We start from the raw sequence: 14,559 nt of genomic DNA on the forward strand, positions 1-14,559 counted from the left end.
ACCGGTTCCCACCTTTCAAGATCATGCTCTATTGTGGCGCGCTACCGTTCGGGGACAAAAGCATGGCCGAAAAACCTGTCGATTCGCTCAGCGAAAGCGAGGCTGAAGCCGAGCTCCAGCGCCTTGCCGAGGAGATCGCCGGTCACGACCGGCGCTACCATGCCGAGGACGCGCCCACGATCACGGACGCCGAGTATGACGCGCTGCGGCGGCGCAACCTTGCCATCGAGGAGCGCTTTCCCGGGCTGGTGCGTGAGGATTCGCCCTCGCTCAGGGTTGGTGCCGCACCGGCGGAAGGCTTCACCAAGGTGCGCCATGCCGTCCCCATGCTCAGCCTCGCCAAGGCCTATACCGACGCCGACGTCACCGATTTCATCGAGCGCGGCCGGCGCTTCTTCGACCGCGACAAGGACCTCGACATCGCTTTTACCGCCGAGCCGAAGATCGACGGGCTGTCGGCGTCACTGCGTTACGAAAAGGGTGTGTTCGTGCAGGGCGCGACGCGCGGCGACGGCGCGGTCGGCGAGGACATCACCGCCAATTTGAGGACAATCGCCGACATTCCCGCGAAGCTCAAAGGATCAGGCTGGCCCGAAACCATCGAAATCCGTGGCGAGGTCTATATGACCTATGCCGAATTCGAGGCGCTCAAGGCGCGCTCGGCGGCTGTCGGCGGCCAGGATTACGTCAATCCGCGCAATACGGCGGCCGGGTCGCTGCGCCAGAAGGATCCCTCCGTCACCGCCAGCCGCAACCTCAAATTTTTCGCCTATGCCTGGGGCTACACCACGCAAGATCCGGCCCCGACCCAGTTCGAATCGGTACAGAAATTCGCCGATTGGGGTTTCAAGATCAGTCCGCTGATGGTGCGGGCGAAATCGGTCGAGGACCTTATCGCGCATTATCACCTGATCGAGGAACAGCGCTCGTCGCTCGGCTATGACATAGACGGCGTTGTCTACAAGGTCGACCAGCTGGAGTTGCAGCGCCGCTGGGGTTTCGTCACCGGTGAGCCGCGCTGGGCGGTCGCGCATAAATTCCCCGCCGAACAGGCGATGACATCAGTGCAGAGGATCGACATTCAGGTCGGCCGGACCGGCACGCTGGCGCCGGTCGCGCGGCTTGCCCCGGTGACAGTCGGCGGCGTCGTGGTCGAAAACGTCACGCTGCACAATGAGGACTATATCAAGGGTCTGGACAGCACCGGCCAGCCGATCCGCGACGGCATCGACGTGCGCATCGGCGACACGGTGGTGATCCAACGGGCAGGGGATGTCATCCCGCAGATCGTCAGCGTCGTCATCGACAAGCGTCCGCCCGATGCCGTGCCGTACGAATTCCCGCACACTTGCCCGGTCTGCGGCTCGCCGGCGACGCGCGAGATCAACGAGAAGACCGGCAAGGAGGATTCGCGGCGCCGTTGCACGGGCGAGCTGATCTGCGCGGCGCAGGCCGTCGAAAGATTGCGCCACTTCGTATCGCGCGGCGCCATGGATATTGAAGGCCTGGGCGCCGAGAACATCGACCTGTTCTTCAACTCGGGACTGGTCAAGACAGCCGCCGACATTTTCACGCTCAGGGAGCGCCGCCCGGCCGTGACCAAGGCGCTGGCCGAGCGGCGCGAGGAGCAGGCCAGGCAGCGCGAGGCGGCGTCCGGCAAGACACGCAAGAATGTGCGCGGCGTCGAGGACCGCAATTACGAAGGCCTCGACAAATTGTTCGCGGCCATCGATTCGCGCCGCGCGCCGGAGCTCGACCGCTTCATTTTCGCGCTCGGCATCCGTCATATCGGCGAGACGACCGCCGCCCTATTGGCCCGGACATTCTCGACCATCGAGGAGCTGATCCGGGTCGGCAAGGAGACGGCGGCGGCGCAGGATCCGCATGCCGTCTTCCCATCGATCAACGGCATTGGCGATACGGTGATCGATGCACTGCGCGACTTCTTCGGCAATGAGCGCAATGACGAGGTATTGGACAAGCTGCTGGAGCAGGTCAAGCCGAAGCCGTATATCGTCACCGTCTCGGCCGACAGCGAGGTCGCCGGCAAGACGATCGTCTTTACCGGGTCGCTGGAAAAGATGACCCGCTCCGAAGCCAAGGCAATGGCCGAGCGTCTCGGCGCCAAGGTGGCCGGCTCGGTTTCGGCGAAGACCGATCTGCTGGTGGCCGGCCCCGGCGCTGGTTCCAAGCTCAAGCTTGCCAGTGAACTCGGCGTCGAAGTCATCGACGAGGACACCTGGCTGCAGCGGGTCGGCAAGTCGTGACGGATGGAATTTTCAAAGGGTTTGGGCCGAAGGCCATGCCGTTCTTCAAAGCGCTGGACTTTCACCAGAGCCGCGAATGGTTTTGGGAAAACCGGGCGCTTTACGACAGCGAATTGTACGAGCCGTTCTGCGATCTGGTCGAGACGCTGACCCAGCGCTTCGCGGCGGCCGGGCTTGGCCTGCGCGGCGACCGCAAGAAATCCATGTTCCGCATCAATCGCGATGTGCGCTTTGCCAAGGACAAGCGGCCCTACAACCGGCATCTGTCGGCCATCCTGTCGCCGGACGGCACCAAGATGGAGCAGGGCGTGTTCTACGTTCATATCGGGCTCGAACGCTGTTTCGCCGGCGTTGCCTGGTGGAGCCCGGAGCCGGCGCTGCTGCTGGCGATCCGTAGGGCCATCGAGACGAAGCCTGAAAAGTTTCGGGGAATGGTCAAGGCGCTCGCCAGGAACGGCCTGGTGCTCGACACGGATGGCTGCATGAAACGCACGCCGCGCGGCTTCGAACATGTTGCGGACGCCGATCTCGTCGCGGCCATCCGCAACCGGCATTTCGTTGTCCGCCACGCCATCGATCCGGCCAATATTCACGGTCCGGAACTGGTCGAGGAACTGGTCGATTTCACCACGCGCGCCAAGCCGCTGCTCGACTGGGGCAGGGCGATCGAAGGCAAAGCGGCGAAGGACTGAGCTGCCGCGCAGCCCGCGACGATCATTTCCGCTGATCGTTTGGCTCAAGCGAATTCGTGTGACAAGCCGGGTGGTGCTTCCTACATCAGCCCTCTGATCGGGGAGAGACATGTCGGCGCAAGCAATTTCGGAGAACGGCGCGAAAAGCGATTTCTGGCAAGGCGTACGGCTCTCCATGCCGGTCGTGGTGGCGGCGGCACCGTTCGGGCTGCTGTTCGGCGCGATTGCCGTCGACAATGGCTTTTCCGTTTTCGAAGCCTTCCTGATGAGCGCGCTGATCTTTGGCGGCGCCAGCCAGATGGTCGGCATAGAACTGTTCGGCCAGCATGTCGCGCCGTGGCTGATCGTGCTGTCGATCTTCGCCGTCAATTTCCGCCACGTGCTCTATTCCGCCGGTATTGGCCGGCGCATCGCGCACTGGTCCGTGGTGCAGCAGGCGCTCGGTTTCTTCATCCTCACCGATCCGCAATTCGCCGTCGCCGAGGCCAGGGCCCAGTCGGGCCAGACCGTCGGCTTTGCCTGGTATCTGGGACTTGGGCTGCCGGTCTATGTGTTCTGGACCATCGAAAGCGCGCTCGGCGCGCTGTTTGGAAAGCTCATTCCCGACCCCCATGCGCTGGGCATCGATTTCCTGCTGCCGATCTATTTCCTCGGCCTGGTGATGGGCTTCCGCAAGCGGCCGCTGTGGCTGCCGGTGGTCGTCGCCAGTGCCTGCGCCTCGATCATCGCCTACAAGACGGTCGGTTCGCCCTGGCACGTCTCGATCGGCGCGGTTGCCGGCGTGCTGCTCGCCGTCATCCTGCCGCCGCACCATAGCGGCGTGGAGACAAGGCCATGAGCACGACCTTCTGGATCATCATCGCCGGCGCGATCGCCACCTATCTTACGCGTGTCGGCGGCCATCTGGTCATCTCCCGCTTCGAAAACATCCATCCGCGCGTCGAAGCCGGCCTCAACGCCGTACCGGCCGCCGTGTTGACGACGCTGGTGGCGCCGGCCGCGCTCGGCGCGGGTCCGGCGGAATGGGCGGCGCTGGTCGTCTCCGCGCTGGTGGCGCTGCGCGGCGGGCTGATGGCGATGTTTCTGGCGGGTGCTGGGGTGTTGATCGTGGCGCGTCAGTTCGTGGGATAGGCGTTCTGGCGGAGCGATTATTTCGGACTGTTTGCGCCGCCCCCTCATTGCCCTGCCGGGCATTTCTCCCCGTAAACGGGGAGAAAGAGGCTTGTGTCAAATCTTCGCGTCATGCGGCAGCGGTGCTGTCGCCTTTTCCAGCCAGGCCAGCGTTTCGCCGTCGAGCATCGGGCCGATCTCGGCCAGCACGCGGGCATGGTAGGCGTCGAGCCAGTGCAGTTCGTCACGCGTCAGCAGGTCTGATCGTACCAACCTGACGTCGATCGGCGCCAGCGTCAGCGTCTCGAAGGCGTGCATGGCAATGTCGCCACCCTCGATCTGTTCGGCCGGCGTCACCAGGATCAGGTTCTCGATGCGGATGCCGTAGGCGCCTTCCTTGTAATAGCCTGGCTCGTTGGACAGCATCATGCCTTCGAGCAGTTTTTCGGTGCCGGTGCGGGCGATGCGCTGCGGGCCCTCATGCACTGCCAGGTACGAGCCGACGCCGTGGCCGGTGCCATGGGCGAAGTCGCAGCCATGCTTCCACAGCGCCATACGGGCGACGGCGTCGATCTCGGAGCCGCGCGTGCCGGCGGGGAAGCGCAGCGTGGAAATGCCGATCATGCCTTTCAGCACCAGCGTGAAGCGTTCGCGCATCTCTTCGGTCGGCTCGCCGATAGGCACGGTGCGGGTAATGTCCGTCGTGCCATCCTGGTATTGCGCGCCGGAATCGAGAAGGAACAGTTCGCCAGCCCGCAGTTTGCGGCTGGTGGCGCGCGAGACGCGGTAATGCATGATGGCGCCGTTCGGGCCAGCGCCCGAAATGGTGTCGAAAGAGACGTCGCGCAGCGGCATCTGGGTTTCCTCGCCGGTCTGCCGGCGTGTTTCCTCCAGCCTGGTGACGACCGCGATCTCGTCGAGCGAGCCGGGTTTCTGCCGCTCGAGCCAGCACAACAGCTTTGCCACCGCCGCGCCGTCCCGGCGATGCGCGGCGCGCGAGCCATTGATCTCGGCCTGGTTCTTGGTGGCGCGCGGGATGCGGGCGGGGTCGGGCGCGGCAACCACGGTGCCGCCATTGTCCTCGACCAGCATGCGCAGCCGGTCGGCTGCCAGCACGGGATCAAGCGCGATTTTCGCGCCGCCTTTCGCCAGTGCCACGATCGCTGCTTCGAATTCGCCGGGCTCATGCGGATCGGCAAGCTGGGTGAGATAGGCCTCGACCTGGCGCGAAAATTTGCGGCTGTCGATGAACAACTGGTGCGACCCGTCGGCGGCCAGGATGGCGAAGCCTAGCGCCAGCGGCGTGTGCGGCACGTCGCCTCCACGGATGTTGAAGGCCCATGCGATGGAAGAGGGGTCCGTCAGCACCGCATGGGTGGCGCCCTCCTTGCCGATCGCCGTCGCCAGCCGCGCCAGCTTGTCCTTGGCGAGTTCGCCAGCGAAGCCGATCGGGTGCAGTTCGACCGGAGACACGGGTGCTGCTGGCTGATCCTTCCAGATGATGTCGATCGGGTTCCTGTCGAGCGGCACGAGCACCGCGCCGGTCTTGTCGGCGGAGGCCTGCAGCGCCTTGACCTCGCCGATCGTGTGCAGCCAGGGATCGAAGCCCAGTCGCGCGCCTTTGCCGAGGTTCTCCCTGAGCCAGACGGCAGGCGGGTTGTCGACCAGGCTTTCGATCGAAAAGATGCCGAGATCGACTTCGTTCCGCACCTGCAGCGTGTAGCGCCCGTCGACGAAGACGAAGGCGCGGTCGCGCAGCACGATGGCGACGCCGGCCGAGCCGCTGAAGCCGGTCAGCCATTTCAGCCGTGCGGAACGATCAGCGACATATTCGCCCTGGTGCTCGTCGGCGCGCGGAACGATGAAGCCGTCGAGGCCATTGTCGCTCAGCCACTGGCGCAGCAGCGCCACGCGCGGCTTGCCGACCGCCGGATCGCCCGCGGAATCGAAGGTCTGGAACATGATGGGCCTCCTGGTATTCGCGCGACCGTAACCTATGGGGCTGCAAATCGGAATCGATTTCCAGCCGGCGCAAACTGCTACAGCGTCGCCTGGCTGACAACCGATCGCGCTTGGTCCAGCCATGCCGCAGAATTTTTCGCGCTTGGGCATGTGGCGCGCAAATGTCCATTGATGCAAATTCGCAACGGACCCCCGCGGATTTCCTTCCGAGGTCACCATTGCGTGGTTTCGGCAATCTTTACGACTTGCAATCGGTTGTCTCTCGGCGGCGGTTTTCGTACCGTGGTGACGGGCTTCAGGGTCGATACAGTCAAGGGATGGCTGGTCGGGGGGATTTTATGAGACATTCGGTTTTTACTGCGCATGCCAAAAACAATGGCGAGGCGAAGGCGCGGGTTGCATGCTCGCTGCTGGCATCGACCTCGCTTCCTGCTTTGTTGATGGCCGGACTTGTTGCGGTCGCCATGACGCCGCTCGTGCCTGGTGTCGCCTCGGCCGAGAATTTCGTTCACCAAAGCGGCAATTGGGGTACGGCTGCGAACTGGACGCCCGCAACGGTTCCCAACGGCGTCGATGCGGTCGCGACCTTCAACCATGATGCGGCGGACCAGGGTCTCGGCTATACCGTTAACCTGTCAGGTGGACCCTACACGGTAGGCACATTGAACTTGAATGCCACCAGCACCTCTGGCGGCTACCGGTTGTCAAACGGTGTTTTGAATTTGGAGGCATCCGGCCAAGCCGCCATCAACGTGCAAACGAACAATTTCATTGCCGATCTGGAGGCCGATGCCGGTCTCAACATGATCTCCGACACTGTTTTCACGGTTGATGCCGGTGCTCATTTTACCGCCGATGGAGCGATTTCAGGCGGCGGCTTGACCAAGAGCGGCGATGGCTTGCTGAGGTTGAATGGGGCCAACACCTACACAGGCGGCACCAATCTCTATGGCGGTACGCTCAGCCTGGGTAACAATGCTGCGCTTGGCATCGGCCCGGTCTATGCGAATGGTGGTACCGTCATCGACATCCAGAACGGCGTCGCGATCGGCAATGACCTCACCATGTACGGGAGCATGATGCTGAATGTCGGTTCAGGAACCGGCACTTATGGCGGACAGATTTCTCAATTCGACGATCCCGCCACGCTGATCAAGACCGGTGCCGGCACGCTCGTTTTGAGCAGCAGCAATAGTTTCGGGGGTGGCGCGACCGTTAACGGTGGCACGCTTCGGATCATGACCAACAATTCGCTGGGTGCCACAGGGTCCGGGATGGTCACGCTGGATGGCGGTACGTTGCAAGCTGGTGCTGATAACATCGTCATTTCCAACAGCCTCATTCTGTTCGGGGCCGCCGGCGGTGCCATCGATACGCAAGGCTTCAGTCTGAGCACTGGCGCCAATATGGGCGATGGCGACGTTCCGAACGGGACGTTCACGAAGCTCGGCACGGGTACGTTGACCGTGACAGGCTTTGCCGACAGCAACACCTATTCCACGGCCACGGATGTCGCCGAGGGAACGCTCAAGGCGAGCGACGTCAATATCTTCAGTGCCAACAGTGCCTATACGGTCGGCGCCGGCGCCACGCTTTCACTCAACAATTTCAGCCAGGTGATCGGCTCGCTGGCCGGCGCGGGAACGGTTGATGAGGGAACGGGCAAGCTGACGACCGGAGGCAATGGTGGCTCGACCGTCTTTTCGGGCGGCCTCACCGGCACCGGCGGACTGATCAAGGACGGAACGGGGACTTTCGAGCTGTCGGGTTCGAGCACCATGTCGGGCGCCACTGAAGTGAAGGCCGGCACGCTTCTTGTCTCAGGCTCGCTGGGCGGTTCGCCCGTCACCGTTGACAGCGGCGCCACGCTCGCCGGGAGCGGCACGGTTGGAGCACTCAATGCCTCCGGCACCGTTGCGCCCGGCAACAACGCGATCGGGACGCTGACGGTCAACGGGACCGCCAGCTTCGCGTCGGGCTCGACCTATGCGGTTGAGCTCAATTCGGCTGGTCTTTCGGATCTGATCGGCGCGTCCGGCGCCGCCACCATTACCAGTGGCGCCGGCTTGACGGTGACCAATATCGGCCTTGGCGGCCTGGTAGCCGGCACCCGCTATACCGTGCTCCAGGCCAGCAGCGTCAGCGGAACCTTCACGCTGAGCGATTCGCAGATCTCCAACTTCGTCAGCCTGAGCACCACGTCCGATGCGACCCATGCCTATGTCGACGTAACCCAGACGAAAACCTTCGGCTCGGCCGGCCTGACGCCGAACCAGATCGCTACGGGCGAGGGGCTTGACAGCGCCGCCAGCAGCGCCCTCGTCAGCGCCATTCTCGGTCTGCCGAGCGACGAGGCCGCGCAAGCCGCCCTCGATCAGCTCTCCGGCGAAATTCATGTATCGGCCAAGGGCATGCTCCTCCAGGACAGCCACTTCCTGCAGGATGCGGTGACGGCACGCCTGCGCGCCGCCTTCGGCGAGAGCGGCAAGACCGCTTCGCTGCCGGTCATGGCCTATGGCGAGGACGGCGTTCAGCCGGTGGCGGCCGACATGGATCGCTTCGCCTTCTGGACGCAGGGCTTTGGCTCTTGGGGCGGCACCGACAGCGACGGCAACGCGGCTGCGTTCGATCGGTCGGCGGGCGGGCTGCTGATAGGCGCCGACGGCATGGCCGGCGACTGGCGGATTGGCTTGGCCGGCGGCTACAGCCGCACCAGCTTCGACGCCGATGACCGGCATTCCTCGGGCGACAGCGACAATTACCACCTCGGCCTCTATGGTGGGACCAATTGGGGCGCGATCGCGTTCCGCACCGGTGCCGCCTATACCTGGCACCGGATCTCGACATCGCGCTCGGTCGCTTTCGACGGCTTCGCGGACAGCCTGTCGGCTGATTACGATGCCGCCACGGCGCAGGCCTTCGGCGAACTGGCCTACAAGACGGATGCCGGGCCGTTCGCCTTCGAGCCGTTCGCCAATCTTGCCTATGTGAACCTGCACACGGACGGCTTCACTGAAACGGGCGGGGATGCCGCGCTGACGAGCAGCAGTTCGACGGCCGACGCGACCTTCACCACGCTTGGCGTCCGGGCTTCCACCGACATTACATTTGGCGGCGTTGCGGCGACCGCGCGCGGCATGTTCGGGTGGCGCCATGCCTTCGGCGACGTAACGCCGCTGTCGGCCTTCGCCTTCGCCGGGGGCGACGATTTCACCATCGCGGGCGTGCCGATCGCCAGGGACGCAATGCTGGTCGAGGCCGGCTTCGACGTGCAACTGGCGCGGAATGCCACGCTTGGCCTGTCCTATGCCGGGCAGTTCGGACCGGATGCCTTCGACAACGGCTTCAAGGCCAATCTGGGCATCAAGTTTTAAGAGTTAGCCTGAGAGGGCCGGCAACCGCCTTGCCGGCCTCAGTGCTTGAGGTGGATCGTCACCCAGCCTTCGCGGTGCAAGGTACTGATATGGCGGAAGTTCTGGCCGACATAGGCCGAGATGACCGCGTCGCGCTGGCGGTCGAGGATGCCCGACAGCACGATCGAGCCGCCGAGCGCGATGTGCGCGGCCATTTGCGGCGCCAGCCGCATCAGCGGCCGCGCCAATATGTTGGCGACGATGAGGTCGAAGGGCGCGCGTCTGGCAAAGATCGGGTGGTGAAAGCCCGGCGCGCTCACCGTCTCGATCAGGCCCTTGACGTGGTTCAGCCGCGCATTGGCGGCGGCGACCCTGACCGCGACCGGATCGATGTCGGTGGCCAGCACCGGAATATGCGCCAGCTTGGCGACCGCGATCGCCAGAACCGCGCTGCCGGTGCCGAGGTCGAGCGCGTTGCGTGGGCGCTCGCGCCGCACGACTTTCTCCAGCATTTCGAGGCATCCTGATGTGGTGCCGTGATGGCCGGTGCCAAAGGCAAGGCCTGCCTCGATCTCGATGGCGAGTTCGCCGCTATGGCGCTTCCTGCGGTCGTGCGCGCCATGGACGAAGAAACGGCCGGCACGCACCGGCTTCAACCCTTCCAGCGAGCGCGCCACCCAATCGATGTCGGGCAGTGACTCGCGCTCGACCGGCTTCGACATGGAAAGCCCGGCGAGCACGTCCTTCAGCCGCGCTTCGACGGCGTCGACATTGCCATCGGTATAGAGCGAGACCTCGTGGATGTCGGCGTCCTCGTCGACCTCAAGCACGGCGATCGGCAGGCCTTCTTCCTCGAAGGCCATCTCCAGCGCCGCGAAGATGCGTTCAGCCTCGATCTTGCCGGTGGTGAAATGGAGCCGCGTCTGGGTCATGTGAATTTACGTTTCTCCAGGCTTGTTCTTGTCCGAAACCGGTTTCCACTTTTCGGAACCAAGCTCTAGCCCTTCGCGGCAAGGCGCTTCAGTTTCTCCACGGCGGTGCTGGCACTCTCTCCGTAGGCGATCGTGCCGGCAAAATCGCCCTGGGGATTGAGCAGCAACACCGAGGCGGTGTGGTCCATCGTGTAGTCGCCGTCGCCGGTGTCGACCTTCTTCCAGTAGATGCCGAACGACTTGGCCATGGCGTGGACCTTGTCCGGGTCGCCGGTAATGCCGGTGATGCGATCGGAGAAATTGCTGACATAGGCGTTCATCACCTCGGGCGTATCGCGCTCCGGATCGACCGAGACGAAATAGGCACGCAGGTTCTTGCCGTCATCGCCGAGCGTCTTCAGCCAGCCGGAGAGTTCGAACAAGGTGGTCGGGCAGACTTCGGGGCAATGGGTGAAACCGAAGAAGACGACGCTGGGCTGTCCGCGGAAAGCAGCCTCGGTGATCGGGGCGCCTTTCTGGTCGACCAGGGTAAAGGGCGCGCCGAACGGTTCGCCGCCATAGTGGCCGCGATACCAGTCGAAGGTCAGCCAGCCGACGCCGGCCGCCATCAGGACGAGAATGCCGACCAGGATAGAACGCATCATCAGAAAAGTCCGTCCGCAGAAATCATCGCGCCGGCTCAATGCCGCGCCGGTGCGACAGTCTTAGCGGTTCGGCCCGGCGCAGGCAAAGTGCCGCGTTGCCGCAACCGGCCGTGGTGTTGACGCATCTGCTTGCAAAGCCGCACGGTCCGCCCCACCTGAGACCGGCAACCCGAACCGAGGAGGCTTCTTTGCTCGAACTGATTGGGCTCGAACTCACTGGGCGAAAACTGGCTGGGCGAAAACTGATCGGAGGCGCGTTGGCCGCATGCGTCGTGCTTGGTGCTGGCAGCGCCGTCGCCGAGGAAGTCGGCAAGGTCGGCGTCGACTGGGTCGGCAATGACATCATCGTCGAGGCGATCAAGGATCCGAAGGTGGAGGGCGTCACCTGCCACGTTTCCTATTTCGACCGCAGCGTCATCGACCGGCTGCACAAGGGCAACTGGTTCGAGGATCCCAGCGATTCCTCGATCTCGTGCCGCCAGACCGGCCCGATCACCATCGGCGACATCGACACGAGCGAGGGCGGCGAGGAGGTTTTCAAGCAGGGCATCAGCCTGATCTGGAAGAAGCAGGTGGTGAACCGCATCTACGACAAGAAGAACGAGACGTTGATCTATCTCTCGCACTCGCGCCAGGTGCAGGACGGCTCGGCCAAGATGTCGGTCACGACGGTGCCGCTCTATGGCCAGAACGTGGTGTGGAGCAAGGACAAGCCGAAATAGGCGATTCTTTCGAGCCGTTTGGCGTTACGGCCAATTGCTCCGCCTTGCGGCGGCAATTGCTCTGACGTAAAGCCGCCGACATGGACCGTTCCGAAGATCTCGTTCCGAAAGACCCCGAGCCGCGCATTCATCCGACCGCGGAGATGAAGGGCTGCAAGCTTGGCCGTTATGCCGCGATCGGCGAACGCGTCGTGCTGCGCGAGGTCATTGTCGGCGATTTCTCCTATTTCGAACGCCATGCCGAGGCGATCTATACGACGATCGGCAAATTCTGCTCGATCGCCGCCAACAGCCGCATCAATGCGCTGGAACATCCGATCGAGCGGCTGACCCAGCACAAGGTCAGCTATCGGCCGAACGAATATTTTCGCTGGCTGGGCGTCGATGCCGCGTTCCGCGAGCGGCGGCGGTCGAAGGCCGTGACCATCGGCCATGATGTCTGGATCGGCCATGGCGCGGTCATCTTGCCCGGCGTTGCCATCGGCAATGGCGCGGTCATCGGTGCCAATGCCGTGGTGACGCGGGACGTGCCGTCCTACACGATCGTCGCCGGCGTGCCGGCGAAACCGCTCAGGCCACGCTTTGCTCCTGAAATAGCGGCACGCATCGAGGCTCTCGCCTGGTGGGACTGGCCGGTCGAGAAACTCGCCAGGGCGGTTCCCGACATGCAGGCGATGCCGATCGAGACCTTCCTCGATCGCTGGGAAAACGACGCCGCCTGAGCCGGCATCCCTATACGTTCTCCACAGCCGCCATTTCCCGGAAACGAAATATTGCGTTGGGCGGAGATGCTTCGAGGGTAACCAATTTTCTTAACGTAAAATATTAGCGTTAAAAATTGGAAAATGAATTGTATCGCTCAAATTAAACAATCCATGGTTGCACGAATTTTTGCGAAATGCACTAATCGATGCGGGGGTAAGTCGTAAGAAGTCGAAGGAAACACTGTTAGCAACAATGGAGAGAAGTCATGAAGAAGTTCGCACTTGTACTCACTGCTGCAATGGTTTCGTTCTCGACTGTCGGCGCCTATGCCGGCGGCTGGGGCGGAGGTAGCTCGGGCAGCCTGATCAACGTGTCGCCGTCCATCGGTCTCGGCCAGGTGAACGCGTTGAACGGCGTTCTCAATGGCAACAACATCCTGAGCGGCAATGTCGTCCAGGGCATCCTGAACGGCAACAAGACCAACGTCCTTTCCGGCGTTCTCAGCGGGATCGGCGTCAACGTGCTCGGCGGCAACAGCTACAAGCTGGGCGGCCGTCACTAGGCAGCAAGGTCACGGGCAATTTCCGTGTCGGGGCAGGAGGGTCTCGCACACCCTCCTGCCTCGCTGGTTTGTATCCCTGGGCCGAGGCAAACTCCGGACGGAAAACCGTTCTTCCAGGACTAGCCTTCCCCGCAAACAGGCCGGACATGCGCGAAGACGAAGTCAGATCTTGGCGCGCAACGCAATGAAGGCATCGATGCTGTGTTCGCGGTCGTCGATGACCGTCTTGATGGTCCTGTTGATATCGACGCGCAAGACGATGGCCATCGACTTGCTCGCGTCATATGTCGCCTCGGCATAGATGCCTTTTCGGCGCTCCTGGTTCTCATAGAGCAGATTGTCCTTGAGCTCGTAGAAGATGCCGGACGCAATGCCGAGATTCTCGCGCAGCTTGGTGCCGATTTCCAGTTCCGCGCGCTGCAGCCATGAGGCCAGCGGGTCGTCGGTGTTGGATGTTTCGTAGCGCCCGAAATACGTGCCGCGCAGCTCGAAGCCGCGCGGCAATGGCTTGCCGAAGGTCACCTGCCAGGTCGGGCGCCAGCGCTGGTAGATGTTGTCGGCGCCGCGCAGGAACTCCGCGCCCAGCGCCAGGCCCAGTGTCGAGCCGTCCGATCCCTTGTAGGCGGCCTCGGCGCGCAGCGTATAGGCGTCGAACGACAGGAACAGCGGCGGATAGCCGATCCGCTCGACGCTGGCGAAGAGCGCCGATGCCGACGCGCCGAAGGCGAAATTGCCGACGGTCCGGGTGATCCTCGCCGCCAATTGGAAGAGGTTGCGGTCGGCGTGCAGTTTCGCCGGCAGGATCAGGTCGTCCTCGAAATGCGTCGCGCCGAGTTTTTCGAAACTGTCGGCGGCTTCGAGGATCAGCGAGGTCGCATTGCCGAGATCGATGCCGAGCTGTGTCTGGGCACCGAAGACCTGCTTGGCCTCGCGCGTTCCCAGCGTCAGCGGGCCGATGTCGAGATTGTCACCGGTGCTGGACACGCGATAGCTCAGCGTTCCCCTCAATTCGAGACCCGGCGTGAGGCGGCGGAAGGCCTCGGCCGACACGCCCAGGGAGCGGTCATCCTCTATCGAGGTGTGGTCGTAATGCGAAAGCTGGAAGTCGGCGTTGAGCTTCGCGTAAGCGTCGCTGTCGCCCCATTGCTGTTGCAGCGCGCCGCGCAGCAACGAATACCAGTCGGAGACGTTGCGATCGCTGTCCAGCGCGTTGTTGGTCCAGTGGCGTTCGAGACTGCCGGTGATGACTGGATCGGTTGACGCCGCGGCCGCCTCCGCCGCCGGCGGGGCCGTCGGTTCGGCTGCCGGCGTGGTGGTGGATTCAGCCCGGGCGGTGACGGCAGCGCAGGTCATCAGCAGGCCGAAGCCGGCGCTGCGGAGCAGAGCGCGCGAAAGTGGAGCGATGGATTGTTCTGGTGCCGGTCGGCGCTTTGGGGAAACCATGCTCCGCGCTCTCCGGAATGAAACCCCTTCCGCCATGCGGGGGTGGCGCAGCGGAAGGGGCTGGAGGTAAACCGCTGTGAAGCGGAAGGAACAGGCTCCTTGCCTGCATGGTTACCATGACATTGAACCGATAAGGTGTGTTTTTCACTAGATGCGCGTCCTGCGTG

The 14,559-nt window shown here is 63.3% G+C and carries 12 protein-coding genes; 8 read left to right on the plus strand and 4 right to left on the minus strand.

Annotated features, from left to right (window positions below; genetic code table 11):
- The first annotated feature begins 62 nt into the window (after window positions 1–62).
- The 4 genes from ligA (at window position 63) to LB569_RS12235 (ending at window position 4,090) form a co-directional block, all read left to right on the plus strand.
- Window positions 63–2,267 carry an NAD-dependent DNA ligase LigA gene (gene ligA / locus LB569_RS12220; RefSeq protein ID WP_140701905.1) on the plus strand — a complete coding sequence of 735 codons (2,205 nt, stop codon included), beginning with the start codon at window positions 63–65 and terminating at the stop codon, window positions 2,265–2,267.
- Window positions 2,264–2,959 (plus strand): DUF2461 domain-containing protein, encoded by a 696-nt coding sequence (locus tag LB569_RS12225; RefSeq protein ID WP_281405352.1) that lies wholly within the window; start codon window positions 2,264–2,266, stop codon window positions 2,957–2,959. The genes ligA and LB569_RS12225 overlap by 4 nt, the downstream gene beginning before the upstream one ends.
- A gap of 109 nt (window positions 2,960–3,068) precedes the next feature.
- Complete coding sequence (locus LB569_RS12230; RefSeq protein ID WP_140701903.1) at window positions 3,069–3,797, plus strand: AzlC family ABC transporter permease; 729 nt, start codon at window positions 3,069–3,071, stop codon at window positions 3,795–3,797.
- Window positions 3,794–4,090, plus strand: a complete 297-nt coding sequence (locus LB569_RS12235; protein ID WP_224692461.1) for an AzlD family protein — start codon at window positions 3,794–3,796, stop codon at window positions 4,088–4,090. Before LB569_RS12230 ends, LB569_RS12235 begins: the two co-directional genes overlap by 4 nt.
- 96 nt (window positions 4,091–4,186) lie before the next feature.
- Here the strand turns inward: LB569_RS12235 and LB569_RS12240 are convergent, their stop codons facing one another.
- Window positions 4,187–6,031, minus strand: coding sequence for an aminopeptidase P family protein (locus tag LB569_RS12240; RefSeq protein ID WP_224692462.1), 1,845 nt, complete (start codon window positions 6,029–6,031; stop codon window positions 4,187–4,189).
- Between the two features lie 338 nt (window positions 6,032–6,369).
- Between LB569_RS12240 and LB569_RS12245 the strand changes: the two genes are divergently transcribed.
- Window positions 6,370–9,405, plus strand: coding sequence for an autotransporter domain-containing protein (locus LB569_RS12245; protein ID WP_224692464.1), 3,036 nt, complete (start codon window positions 6,370–6,372; stop codon window positions 9,403–9,405).
- A 38-nt stretch (window positions 9,406–9,443) separates the two neighbouring features.
- Here LB569_RS12245 and LB569_RS12250 read toward each other — a convergent pair whose 3' ends face one another.
- Window positions 9,444–10,316: a 50S ribosomal protein L11 methyltransferase gene (locus tag LB569_RS12250; protein ID WP_140701899.1), complete on the minus strand. Its 873-nt coding sequence runs from the start codon at window positions 10,314–10,316 to the stop codon at window positions 9,444–9,446.
- A gap of 65 nt (window positions 10,317–10,381) precedes the next feature.
- Window positions 10,382–10,960: an SCO family protein gene (locus tag LB569_RS12255; protein WP_224692466.1), complete on the minus strand. Its 579-nt coding sequence runs from the start codon at window positions 10,958–10,960 to the stop codon at window positions 10,382–10,384.
- Window positions 10,961–11,187: 227 nt separating this feature from the next.
- On the opposite strand from LB569_RS12255, the gene LB569_RS12260 reads away from it, so the two are divergent.
- From LB569_RS12260 to LB569_RS12270, 3 genes are all read left to right on the plus strand, one after another.
- Window positions 11,188–11,682: a CreA family protein gene (locus LB569_RS12260; RefSeq protein ID WP_224692594.1), complete on the plus strand. Its 495-nt coding sequence runs from the start codon at window positions 11,188–11,190 to the stop codon at window positions 11,680–11,682.
- An 80-nt stretch (window positions 11,683–11,762) separates the two neighbouring features.
- Window positions 11,763–12,404 carry a DapH/DapD/GlmU-related protein gene (locus LB569_RS12265; RefSeq protein ID WP_224539931.1) on the plus strand — a complete coding sequence of 214 codons (642 nt, stop codon included), beginning with the start codon at window positions 11,763–11,765 and terminating at the stop codon, window positions 12,402–12,404.
- A 248-nt stretch (window positions 12,405–12,652) separates the two neighbouring features.
- Entirely contained in the window at window positions 12,653–12,949 is a 297-nt protein-coding gene (locus tag LB569_RS12270; RefSeq protein WP_140701896.1) for a hypothetical protein, read from the plus strand.
- A 162-nt stretch (window positions 12,950–13,111) separates the two neighbouring features.
- Here LB569_RS12270 and LB569_RS12275 read toward each other — a convergent pair whose 3' ends face one another.
- Complete coding sequence (locus tag LB569_RS12275; RefSeq protein ID WP_224692468.1) at window positions 13,112–14,392, minus strand: hypothetical protein; 1,281 nt, start codon at window positions 14,390–14,392, stop codon at window positions 13,112–13,114.
- Window positions 14,393–14,559: the final 167 nt, after the last annotated feature.

Source organism: Mesorhizobium sp. BH1-1-4 (assembly GCF_020165665.1).
In the GTDB taxonomy this organism is placed as follows: Bacteria; Pseudomonadota; Alphaproteobacteria; order Rhizobiales; family Rhizobiaceae; genus Mesorhizobium.

Excerpts from the sequence above, each read along its gene's own strand:
- ligA (WP_140701905.1), top strand. The coding sequence starts at position 63 with ATGGCCGAAAAACCTGTCGATTCGCTCAGCGAAAGCGAGGCTGAAGCC.
- LB569_RS12230 (WP_140701903.1), top strand. The coding sequence starts at position 3,069 with ATGTCGGCGCAAGCAATTTCGGAGAACGGCGCGAAAAGCGATTTCTGG.
- LB569_RS12235 (WP_224692461.1), top strand. The coding sequence starts at position 3,794 with ATGAGCACGACCTTCTGGATCATCATCGCCGGCGCGATCGCCACCTAT.
- LB569_RS12240 (WP_224692462.1), bottom strand. The coding sequence starts at position 6,031 with ATGTTCCAGACCTTCGATTCCGCGGGCGATCCGGCGGTCGGCAAGCCG.
- LB569_RS12245 (WP_224692464.1), top strand. The coding sequence starts at position 6,370 with ATGAGACATTCGGTTTTTACTGCGCATGCCAAAAACAATGGCGAGGCG.
- LB569_RS12250 (WP_140701899.1), bottom strand. The coding sequence starts at position 10,316 with ATGACCCAGACGCGGCTCCATTTCACCACCGGCAAGATCGAGGCTGAA.
- LB569_RS12255 (WP_224692466.1), bottom strand. The coding sequence starts at position 10,960 with ATGATGCGTTCTATCCTGGTCGGCATTCTCGTCCTGATGGCGGCCGGC.
- LB569_RS12265 (WP_224539931.1), top strand. The coding sequence starts at position 11,763 with ATGGACCGTTCCGAAGATCTCGTTCCGAAAGACCCCGAGCCGCGCATT.
- LB569_RS12270 (WP_140701896.1), top strand. The coding sequence starts at position 12,653 with ATGAAGAAGTTCGCACTTGTACTCACTGCTGCAATGGTTTCGTTCTCG.
- LB569_RS12275 (WP_224692468.1), bottom strand. The coding sequence starts at position 14,392 with ATGGTTTCCCCAAAGCGCCGACCGGCACCAGAACAATCCATCGCTCCA.